Origin of the sequence: Clostridium sulfidigenes (genome assembly GCF_052067195.1) — a bacterium.
GTDB classification, from domain to species: domain Bacteria; phylum Bacillota; class Clostridia; order Clostridiales; family Clostridiaceae; genus Clostridium_J; species Clostridium_J sulfidigenes.
Window position 1 is genome coordinate 138472 of the sequence record NZ_JBQHQR010000001.1, and the last position, 24854, is coordinate 163325.

Consider the following 24854-nt stretch of genomic DNA (forward strand, 5'->3'; position numbering starts at 1 on the left):
GCACTTATAGCTTACAGAATAGAATTATAATATAGATAATTTCTATATAGAAAAATACTACAAATATGTAGAAGGAGGGAATTTTTATGGAAAATTTTTTAGAAAATATAACATTAACTGACGAAGAAGGTAATGACGTTGAGTTTGAAGTTATAACCAAGTTAGAAATAGAAGATACAGAGTATTTTATAGTAGCGCCTATTGATGATGAAAATGAGGATGCTATTGCATTGAAGGTTCTTAAGGATGAAGATGGAGAAGAATACTTTGCAACAGTAGAGGATGAAGAAGAGTTTAACATGGTTAATGATGCTTTTGAAACTCTATATGATGAAGGCGTTATAGAATAAATATACTTCACCTAGTGGTGAAAGGAGTAGTGTTAATTTATGTCTAATGAGAAAATTGAAAATTTAAAACTTATTCTAAAAGAAAAGGGCTATAAATTGACACCTCAAAGAAGGTCTATACTTGATGAAATTATTAAAAATGAAGGTAGCCACTTAACCACAGAAGAAATATATGATTTAGTAAAGGTTAATTGTCCGGAAATTGGACTTGCAACTGTGTATAGAACTGTTCAGTTATTAGAAGAAATGGGAGTGCTATATAAACTTGATTTAGATGATGGATGCAGTAGATACGAACTTTGTGATGAAGATGAAAGTCATCAACATCATCATTTGATTTGTCAAAATTGTGGTAAAGTCATTGAGGTTGAAGGAGATCTTTTAGAGGAGTTAGAGCAGGGAATAGAAAAAAAGTATAACTTTAAAATAAAAAATCATAGTTTAAAGTTTTATGGAATTTGTGATAATTGTTCTTTACAATAATAACTTTATTATTAGTAGAGATGTTATATAAATCTATACTATATGATATTAAAATTTCTATTAGAAATTAAATGTATATATGTACAGATTAGATTAAGATGCTCAAAAACCTTATCTTTTATATTAATAAAGTTAGGCAGAGCATAAAGAAAATTATGTAGAAAAGGAGGGTAGGTTTTGAAAAAAGAAAAAGAGAAGATTAAAATAATTCCTTTAGGGGGATTAAATGAGATAGGTAAAAATCTAACGGCTATAGAATATAAGAATGATATAGTTGTTATCGATTGCGGATTAAAATTTCCAGATGATGAGATGTTGGGAATTGACGTAGTTATACCAGATGTTACTTATCTAGTTAAAAATGTTGATAGAGTAACTGGAATATTTTTAACCCATGCTCATGAAGATCATATTGGTGCTTTACCATATGTATTAAAGCAAATTAATGTTCCTGTTTATGGGACTAAACTTACACTGGGAATTGTGGAAAGTAAATTAAGAGAGCATGCATTATTAGGAGTGGTTGACTTAAGAGAAGTTAAGCCAAAGGATATCATAAAGCTTACTAGTGTATCTGTAGAATTTATTAAAACAAATCACAGTATAGCAGATTCGGTAGCTATAGCTATACACACACCATTAGGTGTAGTACTTCATACTGGAGATTTTAAGATTGACTTTACACCTATAGATGGCAAGGTTACAGATTTAACTAGATTTGCAGAGCTAGGGAAAAAAGGAGTAACTGTACTCTTAGCAGACAGTACTAACGTAGAGAGACCAGGATACACTATGTCTGAAAGCATAGTTGGAGAAAGTTTCGAAAAGATTTTCCATGGTGCTAAGGGAAGGGTTATTGTTGCAACTTTTGCTTCTAATATTCATAGGGTTCAACAGATAATAACAGCAGCTAGAAAGTATAATAGAAAAGTTGCACTTTCTGGTAGAAGTATGGAAAATATAATCGCAGTTGCTATAGAACTTGGATATATTACTATAGAAGAAGATGCATTAATAAGTATAGATTCTATGGGAAAATATCGTGATGATGAAATAGTTATGATAACTACTGGAAGTCAAGGAGAACCTATGGCAGCTCTTTCAAGAATGGCAGCTTCTGAACATAAGAAGGTAAATATACAAAAGGGAGACCTAGTAATATTATCTGCAACGCCTATACCAGGAAACGAGAAATTAGTTTCTAAGGTTATAAATCAGTTGTTTAAACAAGGGGCAGAAGTAGTATATGAATCACTAGCAGAAGTTCACGTATCAGGTCATGCATGCCAGGAAGAGTTAAAACTTATGCATTCTTTAGTAAAACCGAGATTCTTCATCCCAGTTCATGGTGAATATAGACATTTAAAACAACATGGTGAACTAGCTGTTAAGTTAGGTTTGTCGGAAAAAAATGTGTATATAGGAGAAAATGGAGATCTTATTGAAGTAAGTAGAACATCTATAAGAAAAGCAGGTACGGTAGCTTCAGGGCAAGTTTTTGTAGATGGACTTGGAGTTGGAGATGTAGGAAATATTGTTCTAAGGGATAGAAAACATCTATCACAAGATGGTATTCTAACTGTTGTAGTTACCATGGGTAAGGATACTGGAAGTGTTATTGCAGGTCCAGATATAATTTCAAGAGGCTTTGTCTATGTTAGAGAATCTGAGGATTTAATGGAAAAGGCTAGAGAGGTTGTTAAAGAGGCCCTTGCACATTGTGAAGAAAAACACATTACGGAATGGCCTACTATAAAAGCAACAATTAGAGAAGCTCTTAGAGAGTACCTTTATGAAAAGACTAAGAGAAGACCAATGATTTTACCTATAATTATGGAAGTTTAAAAAGCTTCATTTTTCATTAATTGCTATAAGTTAAGATTACACAAATAGTAATTAATGATAAATCTATTCTGTATTGGGATTTAATAATGTTTTAATAACATTGACTTTTTATCCACATAATATTAGAATTGAAATAGTTAATTTAAATTGGATACTTAAGTATCCAATTTTATTTTGTGGTTTATTATTAAAATAAAATTTTGGAGGAAAAATATGAATTTATATACAAGAGAAGATATAAGAAACATCGCTATAATAGCTCACGTTGACCATGGTAAGACAACTTTAGTGGATGCGCTTTTAAAGCAGAGTAAAGTATTTAGAGAAAATGAAGTAATGCAAGAGAGAGTTATGGACTCGAATGATTTAGAGAGAGAAAGAGGAATAACTATTCTTTCAAAAAATACTGCAGTAATGTATAATGGAGTTAAAATAAACATTATAGATACTCCAGGACATGCTGATTTTGGTGGAGAAGTTGAGCGTGTACTTAAAATGGTAGATAGCGTTTTACTTGTAGTAGATGCTTATGAAGGAGCTATGCCACAAACTAAATTCGTTCTAAAAAAGGCCCTTGAGCTTGGATTAGATCCAATGGTTGTTATCAATAAAATTGATAGAAAAGATGCAAGACCAGAGGCAGTTATAGATGAGATCTTTGACTTATTTGTAGAATTAGGTGCTACAGATGAGCAATTAGATTTTAAAATAATATATGCATCTGCTAGAGATGGAGTTGCAATATCAGAACTTGAAGATGAACCTGTAGATATGGTTCCATTATTCGAAGCAATTATTGAAACTGTGCACCCACCAAAAGGTTACATAGACGAGCCATTACAAATGCTGGTAACATCAATAGATTACAACGAATATGTTGGTAAAATTGGAATAGGTAAGATTGAAAGAGGAACTATTAGAAAGAATCAAACCGTAGCTCAAATGTCAAAGGACGGATCAAAGAAAAATGTAAAAGTATCAAATGTTTATACTTACGATGGATTAAAAAGAGTTGAGGTGGAAGAAGCTAAACTTGGTGATATTATAGCTATATCAGGAATTCCTGGTATAAATATTGGAGAAACAATAGCAGATGCTACAAATCCAGAAGCATTGCCATTTGTTGATATTGATGAGCCAACTCTTAGTATGAACTTTATAGTTAATAACTCACCTTTCGCAGGTCAAGATGGAGATTTTGTTACATCTAGACACTTAAGGGATAGACTTATGAAAGAACTTGAAACTAATGTAAGTTTAAGAGTTGAAGAAACTGATTCAGCAGACTCATTTAAAGTTAGTGGAAGAGGAGAACTTCATCTTTCAATTCTTATTGAAACTATGAGAAGAGAAGGATATGAATTCCAAGTATCTAAGCCATCTGTTATATACAAACATGAAAATGGAGAACTTTTAGAACCTATGGAAAACTTAACAATGGACGTACCAGAAGAGTATATGGGAGTTGTTATGGAAAAAATGGGTCCAAGAAAAGCAGAGATGATTAACATGACTAGTGCTGTTAATGGATACACTAGACTTGAATTTAAAGTTCCATCAAGAGGAATAATTGGATTAAGAAATGAGTTTATGACTGAAACTAGAGGAAATGGAATAATGAACCACGTTTTAGTTGGTTATGAAAAATACAAAGGTGATATAGTAGAGAGAAACAGAGGATCTCTAGTTGTGTTTGAATCTGGAGAGTCTATTGGATATGGATTATTCAATGCACAAGAAAGAGGAAGATTATTTATAGGACCAGGAGTTCCAGTATATCAAGGAATGGTTTGTGGAGAATGTTCAAGAAATGAAGATATCGAAGTTAATGTATGTAAGAAGAAACATCTTTCAAATACAAGATCTTCAGGATCAGATGATGCACTTAAATTAATACCAGTACCTAATATGTCATTAGAACAATGTATAGAATTTATAGCTTCTGATGAGCTTGTAGAGGTTACTCCAAAAACTATAAGATTAAGAAAGAAAATACTAGATCCAACCCTAAGAAAAAGAGCAGCATTAAAGAAATAATATTTCCGTTCATGGGGGTGTAATATGAAGAAAATTGTAGGTATAATTGTAATAGTGTTAATAGTAATATTAACAGTCAGTGGTTTTTATTACAATTATGCGACAAAGTCTCCATTAAAAGGTGAAGAAGTCACCGTAGTTGTAAATGAAGGGGATTCGCTTTACAACGTATTAGATAGGTTAGATAATCAAGGTTTTATAAAAAGTAAAACATTAATCAAGATTTATATGAAGTTGCATAATACTTCAGCAGAACTTGTACCAGGAACATTTAAGTTATCAGGTAATTTAAGCTTTGAGAAGATAATTGCTGTTTTAGAGAATAAAAATAATGAAGGCTCTATATCTGTAACTATTCCAGAAGGATATGATATAGAAAAAATGGCTATATTATTTGAGGAAAAAGGATTATTTACTAAGGATGAGTTCTTAAAAGCTATAAAGGAATATGCAGCTCCTGATTATATTCCAGCAAAGGAAGGAAGGAGATATGATTTAGAAGGATTTTTATTTCCGGATACATATTTCTTTAATCCAGGAGTTGAACCTAATGAAGTTATAGCTACTATGAATAATGCTTTTAATTCTAAAATTAAGAGTATTATTCCTGAAGGAACTAATATTTACGATATAATAACTATAGCTTCTCTTATAGAAAATGAAACTAGAGTAGATGAAGAGAGACCATTAGTTTCCTCAGTTATATACAATAGGTTGAAAAAGGAAATGAAGCTACAGATTGATGCTACAGTTATTTATGCTTTAGGTGAGCATGTAGATACTGTTTTAAATAAACATTTAGAGGTAGACTCACCTTATAATACTTATAAAAATGATGGATTGCCATTGGGGCCTATATCTAGTCCAGGAATATCATCAATTTTAGCAGCAGCTAAGCCTGAAAGTACTGATTATTTATTTTACGTTTTAGAAAAAGATAAAACACATCATTATTTTACTGATAATGATGTAGACTTTATGAATAAGTTAAAAGAATTAGGATACTAAGATATTAAATTTAGAATAAAAAGTTGTAAGCTCAATAATTTTGAGCTTATAACTTTGTATTATAAAATTATTATATTCTTAATAGTAAATGTATATGATATGTATAAGAGATTTTAAATAGAGTATATAAATAATGATTAAATTATATAGGATTATATGGAGGAAGAAATGAGCGGTATTACATATGATTATATGGAAAAGTACTTAAGAGGTCTCATAGGAGATTCTAAAGGGATGTTAAAAGAGTTAGAAGATTTTGCAGAAGAAAATGCAGTGCCTATAGTTCAAAAGGAAACTGCTAGATTAATAGAGTTTATGATTAATTTAAAAAAACCTAAAAAGATACTTGAGCTTGGCACAGCAATAGGATACTCCTCCATTTTAATGTCCTTAGCATCGGAAAATAATGTTACTATAACTACCATTGAAAGAGATGAGAAAATGGTAACCATAGCAACTGAAAATATAAAAAAAGCAGGTTTAGATGAAAAGATATCAATAATACAAGGTGATTGTTTGGAAGTTCTTGAAGGATTAGATGATAAGTATGATCTGATTTTTATGGATGCAGGTAAAGGTCATTATAGTGAATTTTTACCTCATTGCATAAGAATGTTATCAAAGGATGGAATAATTATATCAGATAATGTATTATTTAGAGGTATGGTTGCATGTAAAGACTTGATGATAAGAAGAAAAATTACTATAGTAAAAAGAATGAAGAAATATATGGAAACAATCTCAAAGGATGAAAATTTACTTACAACAGTAATACCAATGGGAGATGGTATAGCACTGACAGTTAGGAGGAATGAAAATGAAAACACCGGAACTATTAGCTCCAGCAGGGAACTTGGAGAAGCTTAAAGCAGCAATAAATTTTGGAGCAGATGCAGTATATCTAGGTGGTAGCAAGTTAAATCTTAGAGCTTTTGCAGATAATTTTAGCAATGAAGAATTATTAGAAGGTATAGAATTTGCTCATTCAAAAGGTAAAAAAGTATATGTAACTTTAAATGTATTTCCACATAATGATGACTTAGATGGTTTAGAAGATTATCTGAAGGAATTATATGAAGCAGGAGTAGATGCAATTATAGTATCAGATCCTGGTATAATTTTGATGGCTAGAGAAACTGTACCAAATATGGAGTTACATTTAAGTACTCAAGCAAATACTGTTAACTGGAAGACTTGTGAGTTTTGGCATAAGATGGGGGTAAAAAGAGTTGTTTTAGCTAGAGAATTATCCCTTGAAGAAATAAGAAAGGTACAAGAGAAAATACCTGAAACTATGGATTTAGAGATATTTGTTCATGGTTCTATGTGTATGGCATATTCAGGAAGATGTCTTATATCTAACTATATGGTAGGGAGAGATTCTAATAGAGGGTCTTGTGCGCAACCATGTAGATATAAATATCATCTAGTAGAGGAAAAACGTGAAGGAGAATATTATCCTATCATGGAAGATGATAAGGGAACATATATAATGAATTCTAAGGATTTATGTATGATTGAGCATATTCCAGAACTTATGGAAACTGGAGCACTGTCATTTAAAATAGAGGGTAGAATGAAGAGCACTTACTATGTGGCAAGTGTTGTTAAAGCTTATAGGGAAGCTATAGATGAATATATGAAGTCTCCAGAAGACTATAAGTTTAATCCAAGATGGTTAGAAGACTTAAATAAACCTAGTCATAGACAATACTATACTGGATTCTATTTCAATGAAGAAAATAAACAAGTTCAAGATAGTTCAGCCTATGTAAGAAATTATGACATTATAGGTATAGTTAAGGATTATAATAAAGAAACAGGAATAGTTACAATTGAGCATAGAAATAAAGTAGTTGAAGGAGCTCAAGTAGAGGTTTTAAGACCAATAGGAGAAAATAAGCAAGTTGTTCTTAGAGACCTTCATGATGAAAAAGGAAATAAAATTGAGTCAGCACCTAGTGCAAAAATGATATATACGGCTAAAGTTAATGAAGAATTAGAAGAAAATGATATTATAATAAAGGCTAAGGAGGAAGTTTAATGAAACGTCCAGTTATAATAGGAATAACAGGTGGAACTGGTTCAGGAAAAAGTACCATAGCAAAGGAAATATGCAAAAGTTTTGATGGAAATTGCATAGCTATGATAGAACAGGATTGTTATTATAAGGACCAAAGCCATTTAACTATGGAGGACAGAGTAAAGACAAACTATGATCATCCATATGCCTTCGATACAGCCTTATTAGTAAATCATTTAAAATCTTTAATTGATGGTAAAGCTATTGAGAAGCCTCAGTATGATTTTGAGGTACATAATAGAAAAAAAGAAACTATACTGGTAGAACCAAGAGAAATAGTAATAGTAGAAGGAATACTTGTTCTTGAGGATGAATCTCTTAGAGATATGTTAGATATAAAAATATATGTAGATACTGATGCAGATGTAAGATTCATAAGAAGACTAGTAAGAGATCTTAATGAAAGAGGAAGAACTGTAGATTCAGTAATAACTCAATATTTAACTGTAGTTAAGCAGATGCATGAACAATTTACAGAGAATACTAAGAAGTATGCAGATATTATTATCCCAGAAGGTGGACATAATAAAGTAGCTATAGAAGTTATTAAAGGAAATATCCACCAGATATTAGCAAGACAAGAGTAATTATTACATAGGTCAGTATAAACAAGTTTCAAAAATTTGGTATTAAACACCTTTCTTTAGTCAAAGATTATACTAAGGGAGGTGTTTTTATTGTTTCAAAAAAGTAATAAAGGACAGGTAACTAAGAGAAATTATTACCTATTATCCATTATGATATTAATGTTTATAGGATTAATTATTAGGTTTATCTATGTTCAATTAATGGAGGGGCCTACACTTTCAGTGTCTGCTAATGAACAATATTACTATGAAGAGGATATAAATAATATTAACTTTAAGTTGCTTGATCGAAATGACAATAATCTTTTTGAAAGTACATTAAAATATTATGTAGTGATAGATCCATTAACTTTTTATACATTAAACGAGGAAGCAGCTTTTATATCAATGAAAAATGTATCCTATATACTGCGAAGTTTTAATAGAGATTATGATATTTCCTTATTACAATATGAAATTGAAAATGGAAATAAGCAATATGAAATTGATAAAGAGTGTTATGAAAAGTTAAAAAATATAGAAGATGTAAGAGGAATGTATGTATACGAATATACTGAATATAAAAAGTATAATGATTGGAATATAAAGAATATACTAGCTAGTGGAGTGAAATATTCTGATAATTCAAAACTGAAAGACGAGGGAACCTTAGAAAGAGAAATATATGAATATATTAAAAATAATAAAAAAGAGCAATTAAAGCTTGAAAAGGATGTTAGTGGTAATATTATTAAAAAAGTATTTAGTGACATAAAAGGTAATAATAATGTAGTTACAACCCTAGATTATAATATTCAAAAAAAAGTAGAAGAGATTTTAAAAAGTAAAAATTATGAAGAGTACGGTCAAATTGGAGCAGTACTAATGGAAAGCACCACTGGGGATATATTATCAATGGCGCAGAAAAATGATAGTTTATCTAATGTAAATATTGGAATACCTAGTGGAAATGGTTTTTTACTTGGTTCTACCTTTAAAACTATACTATATGAAGCAGCTTTAGAAAATCAACTAATAGGAAGAGATGAAAAGTTCTATTTAAAGAAAATTTTCCCCAAAAGTATTGAAAAGCTAGGTTCATATAATATGGAGCAAGCATACATAGCATCATCTAATGATACTTTTGCCCAGATTGGATGGAAGGTTGGAATGGATAGAATATATGAATTATCTAATAGATTAGGGTTATTTAATAAGACGCTAAATCTTCAAGATGAGAAAAGTGGAACTATAGAAGGATATAAGGTAGAAAATAACTTAGATATCATTACTAATACATCTATAGGACAAACGGTGAGAACTACACCGCTAGCAGCATTATCCATTCCTAATACAGTAGTTAATGGTGGTAAATATATTAAACCTAAAATTATAAATAAAATAATAGGTGAAGAAGGAAAAATTTTAAAGAAGTATGAAAGTGAATCTATAGAGGTATTCAGTGAAAGTACTGCTAATATAGTTAAAGAAGGTATGATAGGTGTAGTAAATGATGAGCTTGGTACAGGAAGCAATGCTAAAATAGATAATATAGAAATCGGCGGCAAAACTGGTACTACTGAATATTTAAATGGAGATAAAAAGTGTTCTGATGGCTGGTTTGCAGGGTTTTTCAAATATGAAAACAAGTATTATTCAATGGTTATATATTTACCACAGGTAGAAGAAAAAAGTGGTAGTAGTCAAATTGCATGTTCTGTATTTAAGGATATAGTAGAAAGTTTAATTCATAGTGATATTATGAAATTAAACTAAAGTTAGATTTTACATTGTATAATATAATATTCCTAAAATTTAAAATTTTTCTTTCAAATAAATATTACCATATAGTCACTTTTCCCCTAAAGTAAACATATTATAATAATAAGCACTATTAGGGGGAGCATAAATGTTTTGCTTGAGTTGGTTATTGAATGTAATTAGCGAATATGCCTTACTTACAGGATATGTTTCAGGAAATAACTCTTTTCCACAGCCACTTACAGAAGTAGAAGAAAAAGAATATTTACAGAGATTAAAAGATGGAGATCCTGAAGCAAAGGGTGTCTTAGTTGAGAGAAATCTAAGATTAGTAGCACACATAGTAAAAAAATATTCATTTCCTGGGAAAGAAGTGGATGATTTAATATCAATTGGAACAGTAGGATTAATTAAGGCAATAGATTCATTTGATATGGATAAGGGAACTAGGTTAGCAACTTATGCTGCAAGATGTATAGAAAATGAGATTCTTATGCTTATTAGAAACAATAAGAAAATTAGAAGTGAAGTATATTTGCAAGATCCCATAGGTCTAGACAAAGAAGGAAATGAAATATCCCTTATGGACATATTAAGTAGTGATAAAGATTCCATTTTGGAGGTAGTGGAAAATAAGATACAAGTGAAAAAATTATATTGTATACTGCAAACATGTCTTCAAGAGAGAGAGAGAAGAATAATAGAAATGAGGTACGGGTTAATAGATGGGAAACCAAAAACACAAAGAGAGATAGCTTCAATATTAGGTATTTCAAGATCCTATGTATCTAGAATAGAAAAAAGAGCATTAAAGAAACTACTTAAAGAGTTAAATTTTGGAGAAGGCTAATAATATATATTAATTAATTATTTACTATATAATTATATTTATATTATAAAAGGTATTGATATGTATTGATTCATAAAGATATATGAATCAATACATATCATATTTTTTAGAAAACTTTAACTAATGTTAAAGAATTATATAAATATAAATATATTTAATACGATTATATAAATTGATATACTAATTAAAATTATAGTAAACTTAATGTAAAGTAGATAATTATAAAAATAACAATGTAGGTGGAAATGTATTTTATTATATGTAAGGAGATAAAAAATGGAACTAAAGGAACTTTTAAAATATGTGGTTGAAAATCAAGGTTCAGATTTGCATCTGTCTGTAGGAGCACCTCCTATTCTACGAAAAAATGGAGAATTATTAAATGTAATAGAAGAAGTTTTATCTGAAGAAATAGTTAAGAAATATAGTAAGGAAATCCTTGGAGAAGATTACTTTATATATAATGAAATAGGGGAGAGAGATATACTATATACTCTACCGGATGTAGGCAGGTATAGGGTTAATGTATATAAAGAAAGAAGTTTTGATACTATTGCAATTAGAGTAATACCAGTAAAAGTTCCAACTCTAGAAGATTTAAATATGCCTACAATTATAAAGGAATTTACAAATAAAAAGGATGGCTTAATTCTTATAACTGGGCCAACTGGAAGTGGTAAGAGTACTACTATGGCAGCTATGATAAATGAGATAAATTCAAATAAAAAAACTCATATTGTGACTTTGGAGGATCCTATAGAGTATTTACATAATCATAAGAAGTCTCTAATTAATCAACGGGAAATAGGAAGGGATACGGAAAGCTATGATAGTGGACTAAGAGCCATACTTAGAGAAGATCCAGATGTAATTTTAGTTGGAGAAATAAGAGATTTAGAAACTATGTCAGCAGTACTTCTAGCAGCAGAAACAGGACATCTAGTAATTTCTACATTACACACCATAAGTGCCTACAAAACAATTGATAGAATCATAAATTATTTTCCGTCAGAACAGCAATTAAGGATAAGAAATCAGCTTTCTACGGTGTTAAAAGGTATAGTATGTCAAAGATTATTTAAGAAGGTGGATGGTAGTGGAAGAATTGCAGCTCTTGAAGTAATGGTTAATACCCCAGCAGTTCAAAATTTAATTAGAGAAGGGAAAATACATCAAATACCATCAACTATGGAAACTTCATCAAAATATGGTATGCAGACTATGGAAATGGCTATAAGTAAAATTATAAGATATATTGATAAAGAAGAACTGTAAACAGAGTTCTTTGCTTCTTAGAAAACCTATAATATCAATGGTATAGGGAATTTAACTATTGTGTTTTTTTTAATTAAGTTTTATACTATAGATAGAATATAAATGATTAAATGGCGTATTTATAATATATTGAGATAATTTCGTTATTTACCTGTATATGGTAGTAAGGTATTATAGAGACTAGGCATTATATAAATATATTCTAAAAATATTCTGCTATTTTGAAGGAATTTCATTTTTCATGTTGAATATACCTTTGTACACTGTAAACTTCTTAGGGAGTAGAATGTGGGAGGAATATGTTATATGAATAATTACATTGTTGGAATAGATATAAGTTCTTCAAAGGTATGTGGAGTAGTTGGGAGATTAGACCAAGAAAACAAAATACAAGTTATGGGAATTACTACTTCAGATTATGAGGGAGTTAAGGATAATGTAATGTTGGATGAAGAGGATATTTCTTATATTTTACGCAATGTAGTGGAGCGTTTAAAGGAAATTGTAAATTCACCATTAGAAGAAGCATACTTATCTGTACCAATTTCTTTATGTGAAATCGTAAAGACTAAAGGTGTTTTGTCTTTCCCAGAAATGAAAGAGATTAGCAAAGAAGATATATTAAATGTAGGAGAAGTTGCAAAGTTTTGTGTTGGCAAGGAGCAAGAAATTGTCCAAGTTGATATTGAAGAATACATAGTTGATTCTATGAAGAATATTACTAATCCATTAGGAATGAAAGGGAAGGTACTAGAATCAGAAGGCAACGCATTTATACTAAGTAAAAAATATGTTGATGGATATAAAAAATGTTTAAAAGAAGCTGGAATCGAGATAAAGGGATGGGTAGTTAATGCTATAGGTATAAGCAAGGATATAATTGAAGATCTTGAACTTGCTAAAGGTGTAGCAATTATCGATATTGGAAGTTCTAATATGGAAATTACAGTTTTTAAGAATAATAGATTCTTAGATTACTTTTCAGTACCCTTAGGTGGTAATAATATTACAAATGATATTTCTATTTGCCTAAAGTTATCATTACAAGATAGTGAGAGATTAAAATTTAAATGTAATACATTATTGAAAGATAATTCAACTGAAAATCATAAAATAAAGATTAACACTAGTGGAAATAGTATAGTGGAAATTAATTATGAAATGTTAGTAGATATAATAGGTGAAAGAGTTAAAGAACTACTTGAAATACTAAATAAGCGCATTGAAAAAGAGCAATTAAGTGATCAAATTGGCAGTTTCGTAATTGTTGGAGGTGGAATATCTTTATTTAGAGATATTACGACTATAGCTTCAGAAATATTAGGAAAGCCAGTTAGAATAGGTGTTCCAAATTATGTTGGAGCAGCAAATCCAATATATTCAACAGCTACAGGAATCATAAGAGATGTTTTAAGCAAAGAAGAAATATTTAATAAAGAAAAAAGTTCCTGTGAAAGTTGTAATGAAAAGTTGAGTAGCAGCAATAATAGAAGTAAAGAAAATAAGTTTATAACAAGACTAAAGGGAATTCTAAAGAGTTTTTCTAATGAGGAGGTAATAAAGTGATTGATTTCGATGTTCAAAATGATGATTTATGTAAAATTAAAGTTGTAGGTTGTGGTGGCGGTGGAAACAACGCTGTAAATAGAATGATTGAAGAAGGACTTAAAAATGTTGAATTCATAGGTATTAATACAGATAAACAAGCATTAGTTTTATCTAAGGCTGAGTTTAAAATCCAATTAGGAGACAAGCTTACTAGAGGCTTAGGTGCTGGTGCAAATCCCGAAATAGGAAGAAAAGCAGCAGAAGAAAGTAAGGAAGAAATAATTGAAGCATTAAAAGGTGCAGATATGGTATTTGTTACTTGTGGAATGGGTGGAGGAACTGGTACAGGAGCTGCACCAGTAGTAGCAGAAATAGCTAAATCTATGGGGATTTTAACTGTAGGTGTTGTAACTAAACCTTTCCCTTTTGAAGGAAGAAAAAGAATGATTCATGCAGAAGCTGGAATTAAGGCTTTAAAGGAATCAGTTGATACATTAGTAACAATTCCAAATGAAAGATTATTATCTCTTGTGGATAAAAAAACTACCCTTGTAGAATCTTTTAGAAAAGCAGATGATGTTTTAAAACAAGGTGTACAAGGTATTTCTGACTTAATAACTATACCAGGATTAATTAACTTGGACTTTGCAGATATAAGCACTATTATGGTTAATAAAGGGCTTGCTCATATGGGAGTAGGTGTTGGAACTGGCGATAATAGAGCGCAAGATGCTGCAAGAGAAGCAATAGCAAGTCCACTTTTAGAAACTTCAATTATAGGAGCAACTGGAGTACTTTTAAATGTTACTGGGGGATCTGATTTGTCTTTGTTAGAAATTAATGAAGCTGCACAAATAGTACAGGAAGAAGCTGATCCAGATGCAAATATTATATTTGGTGCTGTAATTGATGAGAGCTTAAATGATGAGATAAGAATAACAGTTATTGCTACAGGGTTTGATTGTGAAAAAGCTAAAATGGAAAGTGGAGTAAGCTTTGACTCTATTAAAAGTCAGAGTCCTAAATCAGAGGTAGCAGCAACTCAATCAAGTGAAGCTACTACACCTTCTAAAGAGGAAAGTGAAGATTTTACAGTTCCTACATGGCTAAGAAAAAGCATGAGATAATATAAGATTATTATTTATTTTATTAAGAGACTATTGCAAAATGATTTTTAATCATTTTGCAATAGTCTCTTCTTATTTAAATTTTTTAAATTCCATGTAAAGGCTGAATTAGAATGATACGTATTCTATTTCAGCCCTTTATTATTTCAAGGACTTTTGTTTAAATTACACAGTTTATTTTTTAACAGATACTTAATTTAAAAAAAAAATCGTAAAATGACATAATTTTCTAGTAATAATATGAAATTTTACCATATGATTTTACAAATTTTACCGTAAGCAACCTATATAATAATCTTTAAGGGGGTAAATAAAATGGTAGTGTACTTAGATATGCTTTTGTTAGAAAATTTTTTAGTGAATTTATTTTTACTAACAATAACTATGCAAACTATAAAAAAGAAGGTTTCAATGGGTAGGTTAATGCTAAGTTCAGCTATTGGTGCTTCATATGTTTTTTCTATAGTTATTCCTAAACTACAGTTTTTTACATCTACGCCCTTTAAAATAGTAGTAGCTCTACTGATGATGATAATATCTATTAAAGATAAAAGTATGGGTGAAGTATTAAAAGCTACTGGAATATTTATATTGTATTCTGTACTTCTTGCAGGAATGTCTTTTTATATAGCCATAAAGGATAATCCATCTTTATCATCAAGTGCTATGATATATAATTTTTCCTATAAAAATCTTATATTGTCTTTAATGATTATTTATATGTTAATTTATAAGTTAACTGTATATGTAAAAGATAGACGCTCATTAACTAATTATGTATATACTACTGAAATATGTATCGATAATGTGAAGACTATAATAAAAGCCTTTTTAGATACAGGTAATGAACTTAGAGAGCCAGCAACAAATTTGCCTGTAATAATTGTAGAAAGGAAGTTTTTCAAAGATTTAAATTTAAAGAACCATAGCATATATAACATTCCTTATTCTGTGGTAAGTGGATGTAATGGAAAACTTATTGGAATTAGACCAGATAGTGTGAAGATAAACATTAATGGAAATATAAAAGAAGAAAGTTTGATATTGGCATTTTGTGATAATAAGCTTAGCAAACATAGTGATTATAATGGACTTTTACCAAGGGGGATTATAGAATAGGAGGAATTTTTATGAATAAAATATCAAAAAAATTTTTAGAAGTGAGAAATGGGTTGCAAAGCATACTAAGTAGATTTTTAAGTAAGTTTAAAGGCTTTGCAAAATCAATTTACTACATAGGGGGAAATGATGCATTACCACCACCATTGACTAAAGAAGAAGAGGAAGTATTGGTAGAAAACCTAGAAATGGGAGATGAAAGCATAAGATCCATATTAATTGAACGTAACTTAAGATTGGTAGTTTATATAGCAAGAAAATTTGAAAATACAGGAGTAAATGTAGAGGATTTAATATCAGTAGGTACTATAGGACTTATAAAAGCCGTAAACACCTTTGCACCAGAAAAGAAGATTAAATTAGCAACCTATTCTTCTAGATGTATAGAAAATGAAATACTTATGTATCTAAGAAGAAATAATAAGATAAAAACAGAAATATCTTTTTATGAGCCATTAAATATTGATTGGGATGGAAATGAACTGTTATTATCAGATATATTAGGAACTGATAGTAATGTAGTATATAACTATATAGAAGAAGAAGTAGATAAGCAACTTCTTGGAATTGCTATGGATAAATTAAATAGTAGAGAGAAAGAAATAATAGAGTTGAGATTTGGACTAAATGGAATTACAGAAAAAACCCAGAAGGAAGTTGCGGATATGCTTGGTATATCTCAATCCTACATTTCTAGATTGGAAAAAAGAATAATTAAGAGACTTAAAAAAGAAATTAATAAAATGTTATAAGGTTGTCTTTAGTATAAAAAAGCTACATCAGGAGATAATTTTAATGTAATTATTCTGAAGGGAATGAGACCTTATGATGATTAATAAAGTAGAAATTTGTGGAGTGAATACTTCGAAACTACCTGTATTAAAAGAGAAGGAAATGAGGGAACTACTAATCAAGATAAAGCAAGGTGATAAGGGCTGTAGAGAGGATTTTATAAAAGGAAATCTAAGGTTAGTATTAAGTGTAATTCAAAGATTTAATAACAGAGGGGAAAATGTAGATGACTTATTTCAAGTAGGTTGCATAGGTCTAATGAAGGCTATTGACAATTTTGATTTAAGTCAGAATGTTAGATTTTCCACTTATGCAGTACCGATGATAATTGGAGAAATTAGAAGATACCTTCGGGATAATAACTCTATTAGAGTAAGTAGATCTTTAAGAGATATTGCTTATAAGGCATTACAAGTGAGAGATAAGCTTGTTAACAAAGATAATAAGGAGCCAACTATCTCTCAAATTGCAAAAGAACTAGAAATGCCTAAAGAAGAGATAGTATTTGCACTAGATGCAATTCAAGACCCCATTTCATTATTTGAACCTATTTACCATGATGGTGGAGATGCCATATTTGTTATGGATCAAATTAGTGATAGTAAGAATTTAGATGATGGATGGCTTGAAAATATATCAATAAAAGAAGGTATGAAGAAGCTTACAGATAGGGAAAAACTAATCTTAAACTTAAGATTTTTCCAAGGAAGAACCCAAATGGAGGTTGCTGATGAAATTGGAATATCTCAAGCTCAGGTTTCGAGATTGGAAAAGACAGCACTTAAACATATGAGGAAACACGTGTAATATGCTTATTTACAGGTAGGTAGCTTAATTTAGAATTAAAACTAGTTGCAATAGTTTATGTAGTGAAATCATATTGTATTAAAATTCATTGCAATGAGGTTAAAATTAAAAATTTATAACTCAGCAAAAAGGAGCCTAGGCTCCTTTTTGCTTTATAAGATATTATAGATTTAGAGTATGTGGCTAATTTGATATGAACCTTTGTATGAAAATAAATATTTATATCTTATACAATATATTAAATAGGTAAGCTTAAAGTTATGAAAATTTCAAATTAAATAAAATTTGATTAAAAGATAGTTGTTCTGTTAAAATATTTTTAGAAGAGATATTATTTAACTTATGTGTTAAATTTTTTGAATTTATCATATCGATAAACAAAAATAGGGTTTTGTAATTTATTCACAAAATAAATTATCATAGTATAAGTTATTTCAGCAGATTTTAGTAATTCTGAAATATTGGATGAAGTTAAGTATATATTTGAAATTGAGGTGATGGAACAGTGGAAGGCGAAAGAATAAAGGAAATAATGATCCAGAGAAAAAATATGAAGTATAGATTAGTTTTTCAAGGAATTATTGTAGGCTTAGTAACAGGAGTAGTAATAGTACTTAATAGGATACTAATAAATAAATTCTCGCTACTTTTTAATAATTTTTATTCATGGGGAAATAAAGATTTATTAAAAGCAATTTTAGTTATTGGAATTTTAGCAACTGTTGGAATAATAGTAGGAATCATGGTTAAACGGGAAGGCATGATTTCAGGAAGTGGTATTCCACAAGTAAAAGGACGAGTTATAAATAAATTAAAAATGAATTGGTTTAGAATATTAATATACAAGTTTATTGGAGGATTTTTAGCTTTGTCAGCTGGACTTTCTGTTGGTAGAGAAGGTCCTTCAGTTCAAATTGGAGCTTCAATAGGTGAAGGAGTTGGAGAAAAAAGTTATAAAAATATGCCAGTTAAAAAGGAATTTTTAATAACAGCTGGAGCGTCGGCAGGTTTGTCTGCTGCGTTTAATTCACCTTTATCTGGAATAATCTTTGCATTAGAAGAAATTCATAGAAATTTTTCTCCATTAGTATTATTGACGGTTATGCCGGCGGCTATAACTGCAGATTTTGTGACAAAAAGATTTTTAGGCATCGAGCCAGCTTTAACTGTGGGTGCAATGGATGCATTGCCATTAAGTTATTATTGGATTTTAATTATATTAGGTATTTTAACAGGAATAATGGGAGTTATATTTTCAAAAGGAATATATTTATTTCAAGATTTATATTCTAAATTTAAAAATATACCTGAAGAAGTAAAAATAATGATCCCCTTTGTACTAACAGCAATTATTGGATTGACAGCACCTATGTTATTAGGTGGAGGTCATGAGCTGATATTACATTTATCATTAGAAGAAAAATCAATCTTATTTTTAATAATAATATACATAATTAAATTTTTATTACTTTTAATTTGTTTTGGTTCTGGGGTACCAGGGGGGATATTCTTACCAATGTTATTGTTAGGAGCAATTATAGGAGCCATAGTTGGAAATATTTCAATAGATGTTTTTGGAATAAACAGCTCATATATTATTAACTTTATAGCTTTAGGTATGGCAGGATATTTTGCATCTGTAGTCAAAGCTCCTATAACGGGAATTGTTCTTATAATGGAAATGACAGGTTCCTTTAATCATTTGTTGTCTTTATCAGTAGTAGTTATAATTTCATACATTACTTCAGAGTTGTTAAGAAATGAACCAATTTATGAGGTGCTATTAGAAAGATTGCTAAAAAGGGTTGGATTAACTAAAGAGGAAAGTGACAGTAAAAAGACCATATTAGAATTTTGCATTGAAATGGGAAGTATAGGTGAAGGGAAATTTATAAGTGAAGTTCATTGGCCGAAGGGCTGTCTTCTTGTCTCTATAAAAAGAGGAGAAAAAGAAATAATACCAACAGGCAATGTAAAATTAATAGGTGGAGATTATATAGTTGTTTTAGTAAATGTAGATAGACGATGTTTTGTAATAGAAGAAATAAATAAACTTACTTTAGTATAAAAAGGAGAGCCTAGGCTCTTTTTTTATGTTCTATATTATTTTAAAGAGAATATAGATTAAATGATATAAAATTTAAGGAGGGAGTTTTTTTATGGAAACTTCAATGTTTGCGATAAATAGTTTAAAAACTATGGAGATAATAGATATTAACACAGGTACTAAACTTGGCTATATAAAAGATTTTAAAGTTAATTGTGAAGAATATAAATTAGAAGCAATAATACTTCCAACACAGAAATCTGGATGGTTTTCAAAAAATGAAGATATAGAATTGCCTTGGGAGAGGATCAAAAAAATTGGAGTAGATGTTATTTTAGTAGATGGAGAGGGAATTGTTGAAAATAATTAGGAGAAAATAATTAATTATATACAAATAGTGAATACTTTGTGTATAATCGTAGTATAAACAGAAAAACTTAGAGGATGTGATTATAGTGAAGTGTCCTTATTGCAATGGAGAAGAAAGTAAGGTTGTAGATTCTAGAGCAACAGAAGATGATGGTGCAATTAGACGTAGAAGAGAATGTCTTAATTGCAATAAAAGATATACTACCTATGAAAAAATAGAGGATATACAAATATTTGTTATAAAAAGAAACTTAACTAGAGAGTTATTTAATAGGGATAAAATCATAAGTGGTGTTATAAGAGCCTGTGAGAAAAGACCTGTATCAAGATTAGAGATAGAGAACTTAGTAAATTCTATTGAAAAAAGACTTAATAATACCATGACTAGTGAAATAAGATCAGAGGAAATAGGAGAATTAATATTGGAGAAATTAAGGTATATGGATGAAGTTGCTTATATAAGATTTGCATCTGTATATAGAAAGTTTGATGATATTAATAGTTTTATAGAAGAGATAAAGGGTTTAAGTGGTGATAAGTAATATGAGATCCTATAACATAGAAAATAATGAATTTCTAACCTATGATTTAGGTGATATAACCATTGGATTTTCTACAGCAAAAAATAATTTAAACTTTAATAAAACATTTAATGAAGGAAAGTCTAGTTTAAATAATTTAAAAAAGTGGTTTAAAGTAAATGAGGTTGTATATTTAAATCAAGTTCATGGAACCAAAGTATTTTCTTACGAAGAAAATATGGATATAGTAAACTATGATGGAGATGGTATTGTAACAAAAGAAAAACAGGTTGCTATTGGAGTATTTACAGCGGATTGTGTACCAATAATTTTAGTAGATACTAAAAATAAAGTAATAGCAGCTCTTCATAGTGGTTGGAAAGGAACTTTGAATAATATAGTTTCTAAAGGAATTAAAGTTATGAAAGAAAATTATGGTTGTGATCATAGCTATATTAAAGCTTTTATAGGTCCTCATAATAAAAGCTGTTGCTATGAAGTAAGCCAGGAGCTTATAGATAATTTCAAGGATTGTGATTTATTTAAAAATCAACAGATTAATTATGGTAGAAATTTAGATTTACAAAAGTGTGTAGAGATACAGTTAATGAATGAAGGTATCAAGAATAGTGATATAGTATGTTTAAATTTATGTACATACTGTAGCAAGGATAAAAAGTTATATTCATATAGAAAAGAAGAAGAATCTCATGGTAGGTTATTTTCCTTTGTATTTATCCATGAGTTTAAGGAGTGATATTTATGGAAAAAACAATATTAGTAGTTGATGATGAGGCACATATTCAGGAACTAATTAAATTTAATTTAACTAAGAATGGATTTAAGGTTATAACTGCTGATAATGGAATTGATGCATTAAAAATAGCTGAAGATGAAAAACCAGATCTAATATTTTTAGACCTTATGTTACCGGGTATGGATGGGTTAGAAGTATGTAAGTCTATTAGAAAAAAATCATCTATAGAGTCTACACCAATAATTATGATTACAGCTAAAGGTGAGGAGTTAGACAAAATTTTAGGCTTAGAGTTAGGAGCAGATGATTATATAACAAAACCTTTTTCGGTGAGGGAACTAGTAGCTAGAGCTAAAGCGATATTAAGAAGAACTAGTTTTAAACAAGAAGATAATAGCTTTAAGTTTGGAGATATAAATATAGATTATCAAAAACATGAAGTATATAAAGGAAAAGAAAAAATAGAGCTTACATTAAAAGAGTTTGAACTTTTAGAAATACTGATAAAAAACAAAGGAAAAGTTATGACAAGAGATTTCCTTTTAGATAAGATATGGGGCTACGAATATGTAGGAGAAACTAGAACTGTAGATGTACATGTGAGACATTTAAGACAAAAGATAGAAGATAATGATAAAAATCCAATTTATATTCAAACTATTAGAGGTATAGGATATAAATTTAATTCTGGGGAAAGTTATGAAAGATAATTCACAAAGAACTATGAAAAAAAGACTAATGCTAAGTGTTTTTGCGGCATTAGTTTTTGTATTAGGATTTCTAACTACAGTATTTTATACAATAGTTACTTATGAAAGTGAAGAGAGTGCTAAAGAACAATTAAATGTTTATGCTTATTTAATAAGTGAGCAGTTACACAACATTGATCAGGCGAGTTTTTCTAATGTAGTAGATAAAATGAAAAATTTGAATATTAGAATTACTATTATAAATAGCAATGGCACTGCCCAATTTGATTCTTTAGGAAATGTGGAAAAATTAATAAATTATAATAATAAAGATGAAGTTATCATGGCTAAATCTAAAGGGGAAGGTACTGCTACTAGATATAGTGATAGGGAAGGAACGTATGTTATTTACTATGCTGTAGCTATAGAAGATGGTATAGTAGTTAGAGTTTCAACCCATGTAAAAGCAACACATAAATTAAATGATACATATATAGTATGGTATGGTAGTGCTATAATTATAATGATTTTTATATCTCTTTGGATTGCCAATAAGTTATCCTATATAATTGTTAAACCAATTAGGGATTTAGATGTTATTACTTCCATGATCACTAATGGAAATTTAAGTAGAAGAATTAAAATTACCACCAATGATGAGCTTGGGAAGTTAGCTTTGAACTTTAATCATATGGCTGATAGACTTGAAAGTAGCTTACATGAGGTAAGTGAAAAGCAAAATAGACTTTCAGCAATTCTTCAAAGTATGGAAAGTGGCGTAATTGCTATAGATAATAGTCACAATATAATAATGATAAACAACTATGCAAAGAAAATTTTTAATATTAAAGAAGATGTAGTAGGCAATCCAGTTGAAAATATATGTAAAGAAGTGAATTTAAAATTTATATTTTCTATGAGAGATAGAGATATTAAAGAGTTTAAGTTAAGTGCTCCTACTATAAAATTCCTTAGGGTTAGAACCGCAGATATTATAGTTCATAATCATCAGCATATTGGAGCAGTAGCAGTAATACAAGACATTTCTGACTTGAAAAAGTTAGAAAATATGAGAACTGAATTTGTGGCTAATGTATCCCACGAACTTAAAACTCCTCTTACATCTATAAGAGGTTTTGCTGAGACTTTAAAAGAGGTTGATGATGATGAGACTAAGAAAAAATTTTTAACTATAATAAATGAAGAAGCAGAAAGACTTACAACACTTATATCAGATATATTATTGTTATCACAAATTGAGCATAAACAAGAATTTAAAAAAGAAGTATTTAATGTAAATAAAGCTATAGAGGATGTATTTTATTTAATGAAGAATACTGGTGAACAAAAGCAGGTGCATGTAAGTATAGTTGGAGATGAGATACCTAATATTCTAGGAGATAAGGATAAATTTAAACAAATGCTTATAAATCTAGTAGATAATGCAATAAAATATAGTGAAGCCTTTGATACAGTAGTAATAACAAAGATAATTTATGATACCTACTTTAAAGTTATTGTAGAAGATAGTGGTATGGGAATTGCAAAAGAATATATACCAAGACTTTTCGAAAGATTTTATAGGGTAGATAAAGCTAGATCTAGGGCAAAGGGTGGAACAGGATTAGGTCTTGCTATAGTTAAACATATAATTATTGGTTTTAATGGTAGTATAGATGTAGAAAGTACTTTAGGCGTTGGTACAAAATTTATTATTACAATTCCATATCATATAGAAAAATAGAATAATTAAGATAAGATATTCATAAAAGACTAGAGAGAAAATTCTCTAGTCTTTTTCTTGTGAACTTAAGAACTTTGTTTATGTTAAGTATTATTAACCTAAGTAAAGTTTTTTTAATATATGGATAATAATAGCTTAACTAAGAAAGAATATAATCAATATTGTAAGATAAATAAAAAAACAAATTGGAGGGGAATTTAAATGAAAAAGAAGTCAATAAAAATATTAATAGCAGGAATAGTTGCAACAATGACCATGGGATTATTAGTAGGTTGTGGCGGAAAGGATACTTCCAATTCAAATAATAGCGGTAATAATACTAGTGATAATAAAGCAAAAGCTATAACTATTAAAATATCAGGTTCAACTTCTGTAGGGCCATTAATGGAAAAGGAAGCAGAGAGTTACAAAGGTGAAAATCCAAATGTTACTGTAGAGGTTCAACAAATAGGATCTTCAGCAGGAATAAAAAATGCTGTAGAAGGTATTAGTGAAATAGGTATGGCTTCACGTGAGTTAAAAGATGAAGAAAAATCAGAACTTGCTGAAACAGTAATTGCTTATGATGGAATAGCCTTAGTAGTCCATCCATCAAATAAAGCAGAAAACTTAACTATGAAACAAATTAAGGACATATATACAGGAGCTATAACTAACTGGAAGGAAGTTGGAGGAGTTGATGCCCCAATAGTGGTAGTTTCAAGGGAAGATGGTTCAGGAACTAGAGATGCGTTCCAAGAAATTGTAGGATATACTTCAGAAGAATTGGAGAAAAATGCAACTATAGCAGAAGGTAATGGAAGTGTTAAAACTACAGTTTCAACAAATAAAAATGCAATAGGATATATTTCTTTTGAACAATTAGATGATTCAATTAAGGATTTAAAAATAGAGGGAAGTGAAGCAACACCTGAAAAAGTATTAAGCAAAGAGTATAAATTATCAAGACCTTTCTTAGTAGTATATAAAGAAGATAAATTAACAAAGGATGGAAAACAATTTATTGACTACATTTTAAGTGAAAAAGGTCAAGGTATTGTTGAAGAAGCTGGTGGAATAAAAGTAAAATAGATAAT

23 protein-coding genes are annotated in these 24854 nt (G+C 29.5%); all 23 read left to right on the top strand.

Annotated elements, in window-relative coordinates; translation table 11 throughout:
• The first annotated feature begins 86 nt into the window (after positions 1–86).
• A complete protein-coding gene (locus ACTNBA_RS00730; protein ID WP_035133255.1) occupies positions 87–350 on the top strand; it encodes a DUF1292 domain-containing protein in 264 nt (87 codons plus the stop codon).
• Between the two features lie 39 nt (positions 351–389).
• Complete coding sequence (locus ACTNBA_RS00735; protein WP_035133257.1) at positions 390–833, top strand: Fur family transcriptional regulator; 444 nt, start codon at positions 390–392, stop codon at positions 831–833.
• A gap of 177 nt (positions 834–1010) precedes the next feature.
• Positions 1011–2678, top strand: a complete 1668-nt coding sequence (locus ACTNBA_RS00740; RefSeq protein ID WP_441071780.1) for a ribonuclease J — start codon at positions 1011–1013, stop codon at positions 2676–2678.
• Between the two features lie 213 nt (positions 2679–2891).
• Positions 2892–4715: a translational GTPase TypA gene (gene typA, locus ACTNBA_RS00745; protein WP_441071783.1), complete on the top strand. Its 1824-nt coding sequence runs from the start codon at positions 2892–2894 to the stop codon at positions 4713–4715.
• 24 nt (positions 4716–4739) lie between these two features.
• Positions 4740–5723 (top strand): endolytic transglycosylase MltG, encoded by a 984-nt coding sequence (gene mltG / locus ACTNBA_RS00750; RefSeq protein WP_441071786.1) that lies wholly within the window; start codon positions 4740–4742, stop codon positions 5721–5723.
• Positions 5724–5891: 168 nt separating this feature from the next.
• Positions 5892–6590, top strand: coding sequence for an O-methyltransferase (locus tag ACTNBA_RS00755; protein WP_441071789.1), 699 nt, complete (start codon positions 5892–5894; stop codon positions 6588–6590).
• The gene (locus ACTNBA_RS00760) at positions 6541–7767 is read left to right on the top strand and encodes a peptidase U32 family protein (protein WP_346886376.1); all 1227 of its coding nucleotides are present in this window, start codon (positions 6541–6543) and stop codon (positions 7765–7767) included. The genes ACTNBA_RS00755 and ACTNBA_RS00760 overlap by 50 nt, the downstream gene beginning before the upstream one ends.
• Positions 7767–8393 (top strand): uridine kinase, encoded by a 627-nt coding sequence (gene udk, locus ACTNBA_RS00765; RefSeq protein WP_035133265.1) that lies wholly within the window; start codon positions 7767–7769, stop codon positions 8391–8393. The genes ACTNBA_RS00760 and udk overlap by 1 nt, the downstream gene beginning before the upstream one ends.
• Before the next feature lie 90 nt (positions 8394–8483).
• Positions 8484–10148, top strand: coding sequence for a penicillin-binding transpeptidase domain-containing protein (locus tag ACTNBA_RS00770; RefSeq protein WP_441071794.1), 1665 nt, complete (start codon positions 8484–8486; stop codon positions 10146–10148).
• Positions 10149–10281: 133 nt separating this feature from the next.
• Complete coding sequence (gene sigK / locus ACTNBA_RS00775; protein ID WP_035133266.1) at positions 10282–10983, top strand: RNA polymerase sporulation sigma factor SigK; 702 nt, start codon at positions 10282–10284, stop codon at positions 10981–10983.
• A 276-nt stretch (positions 10984–11259) separates the two neighbouring features.
• Positions 11260–12258, top strand: coding sequence for a type IV pilus twitching motility protein PilT (locus ACTNBA_RS00780; protein ID WP_441071797.1), 999 nt, complete (start codon positions 11260–11262; stop codon positions 12256–12258).
• 306 nt (positions 12259–12564) lie between these two features.
• Positions 12565–13824, top strand: coding sequence for a cell division protein FtsA (gene ftsA, locus ACTNBA_RS00785; RefSeq protein WP_441071800.1), 1260 nt, complete (start codon positions 12565–12567; stop codon positions 13822–13824).
• Positions 13821–14933 (top strand): cell division protein FtsZ, encoded by a 1113-nt coding sequence (ftsZ, locus tag ACTNBA_RS00790; RefSeq protein WP_343824218.1) that lies wholly within the window; start codon positions 13821–13823, stop codon positions 14931–14933. Before ftsA ends, ftsZ begins: the two co-directional genes overlap by 4 nt.
• A 315-nt stretch (positions 14934–15248) precedes the next feature.
• The gene (spoIIGA, locus tag ACTNBA_RS00795; RefSeq protein ID WP_441071804.1) at positions 15249–16052 is read left to right on the top strand and encodes a sigma-E processing peptidase SpoIIGA; all 804 of its coding nucleotides are present in this window, start codon (positions 15249–15251) and stop codon (positions 16050–16052) included.
• A gap of 11 nt (positions 16053–16063) precedes the next feature.
• Complete coding sequence (sigE, locus tag ACTNBA_RS00800; protein WP_346848319.1) at positions 16064–16804, top strand: RNA polymerase sporulation sigma factor SigE; 741 nt, start codon at positions 16064–16066, stop codon at positions 16802–16804.
• Between the two features lie 73 nt (positions 16805–16877).
• Positions 16878–17651, top strand: coding sequence for an RNA polymerase sporulation sigma factor SigG (sigG, locus tag ACTNBA_RS00805; protein WP_035132671.1), 774 nt, complete (start codon positions 16878–16880; stop codon positions 17649–17651).
• Positions 17652–18156: 505 nt separating this feature from the next.
• Positions 18157–19719: a ClC family H(+)/Cl(-) exchange transporter gene (locus ACTNBA_RS00810; protein ID WP_441071808.1), complete on the top strand. Its 1563-nt coding sequence runs from the start codon at positions 18157–18159 to the stop codon at positions 19717–19719.
• Between the two features lie 91 nt (positions 19720–19810).
• Entirely contained in the window at positions 19811–20068 is a 258-nt protein-coding gene (locus tag ACTNBA_RS00815) for a YlmC/YmxH family sporulation protein (protein WP_346848320.1), read from the top strand.
• An 85-nt stretch (positions 20069–20153) separates the two neighbouring features.
• Positions 20154–20609: a transcriptional regulator NrdR gene (gene nrdR, locus ACTNBA_RS00820; RefSeq protein ID WP_035132824.1), complete on the top strand. Its 456-nt coding sequence runs from the start codon at positions 20154–20156 to the stop codon at positions 20607–20609.
• 1 nt (position 20610) lies between these two features.
• Positions 20611–21345 carry a peptidoglycan editing factor PgeF gene (gene pgeF, locus ACTNBA_RS00825; RefSeq protein WP_441071811.1) on the top strand — a complete coding sequence of 245 codons (735 nt, stop codon included), beginning with the start codon at positions 20611–20613 and terminating at the stop codon, positions 21343–21345.
• A complete protein-coding gene (locus ACTNBA_RS00830; protein WP_441072138.1) occupies positions 21345–22055 on the top strand; it encodes a response regulator in 711 nt (236 codons plus the stop codon). Before pgeF ends, ACTNBA_RS00830 begins: the two co-directional genes overlap by 1 nt.
• Positions 22045–23778: a HAMP domain-containing sensor histidine kinase gene (locus ACTNBA_RS00835; protein ID WP_441071813.1), complete on the top strand. Its 1734-nt coding sequence runs from the start codon at positions 22045–22047 to the stop codon at positions 23776–23778. The genes ACTNBA_RS00830 and ACTNBA_RS00835 overlap by 11 nt, the downstream gene beginning before the upstream one ends.
• Positions 23779–23979: 201 nt before the next feature.
• Positions 23980–24849, top strand: coding sequence for a phosphate ABC transporter substrate-binding protein (locus ACTNBA_RS00840; RefSeq protein ID WP_441071815.1), 870 nt, complete (start codon positions 23980–23982; stop codon positions 24847–24849).
• Positions 24850–24854 lie beyond the last annotated feature (5 nt).

What these genes read in the sequence shown, in the direction of transcription:
- ACTNBA_RS00730 (WP_035133255.1), top strand. Translation starts at nt 87, where the DNA reads ATGGAAAATTTTTTAGAAAATATAACATTAACTGACGAAGAAGGTAAT.
- ACTNBA_RS00735 (WP_035133257.1), top strand. Translation starts at nt 390, where the DNA reads ATGTCTAATGAGAAAATTGAAAATTTAAAACTTATTCTAAAAGAAAAG.
- typA (WP_441071783.1), top strand. Translation starts at nt 2,892, where the DNA reads ATGAATTTATATACAAGAGAAGATATAAGAAACATCGCTATAATAGCT.
- mltG (WP_441071786.1), top strand. Translation starts at nt 4,740, where the DNA reads ATGAAGAAAATTGTAGGTATAATTGTAATAGTGTTAATAGTAATATTA.
- ACTNBA_RS00755 (WP_441071789.1), top strand. Translation starts at nt 5,892, where the DNA reads ATGAGCGGTATTACATATGATTATATGGAAAAGTACTTAAGAGGTCTC.
- ACTNBA_RS00760 (WP_346886376.1), top strand. Translation starts at nt 6,541, where the DNA reads ATGAAAACACCGGAACTATTAGCTCCAGCAGGGAACTTGGAGAAGCTT.
- udk (WP_035133265.1), top strand. Translation starts at nt 7,767, where the DNA reads ATGAAACGTCCAGTTATAATAGGAATAACAGGTGGAACTGGTTCAGGA.
- sigK (WP_035133266.1), top strand. Translation starts at nt 10,282, where the DNA reads ATGTTTTGCTTGAGTTGGTTATTGAATGTAATTAGCGAATATGCCTTA.
- ACTNBA_RS00780 (WP_441071797.1), top strand. Translation starts at nt 11,260, where the DNA reads ATGGAACTAAAGGAACTTTTAAAATATGTGGTTGAAAATCAAGGTTCA.
- ftsA (WP_441071800.1), top strand. Translation starts at nt 12,565, where the DNA reads ATGAATAATTACATTGTTGGAATAGATATAAGTTCTTCAAAGGTATGT.
- spoIIGA (WP_441071804.1), top strand. Translation starts at nt 15,249, where the DNA reads ATGGTAGTGTACTTAGATATGCTTTTGTTAGAAAATTTTTTAGTGAAT.
- sigE (WP_346848319.1), top strand. Translation starts at nt 16,064, where the DNA reads ATGAATAAAATATCAAAAAAATTTTTAGAAGTGAGAAATGGGTTGCAA.
- sigG (WP_035132671.1), top strand. Translation starts at nt 16,878, where the DNA reads ATGATGATTAATAAAGTAGAAATTTGTGGAGTGAATACTTCGAAACTA.
- ACTNBA_RS00815 (WP_346848320.1), top strand. Translation starts at nt 19,811, where the DNA reads ATGGAAACTTCAATGTTTGCGATAAATAGTTTAAAAACTATGGAGATA.
- pgeF (WP_441071811.1), top strand. Translation starts at nt 20,611, where the DNA reads ATGAGATCCTATAACATAGAAAATAATGAATTTCTAACCTATGATTTA.
- ACTNBA_RS00835 (WP_441071813.1), top strand. Translation starts at nt 22,045, where the DNA reads ATGAAAGATAATTCACAAAGAACTATGAAAAAAAGACTAATGCTAAGT.
- ACTNBA_RS00840 (WP_441071815.1), top strand. Translation starts at nt 23,980, where the DNA reads ATGAAAAAGAAGTCAATAAAAATATTAATAGCAGGAATAGTTGCAACA.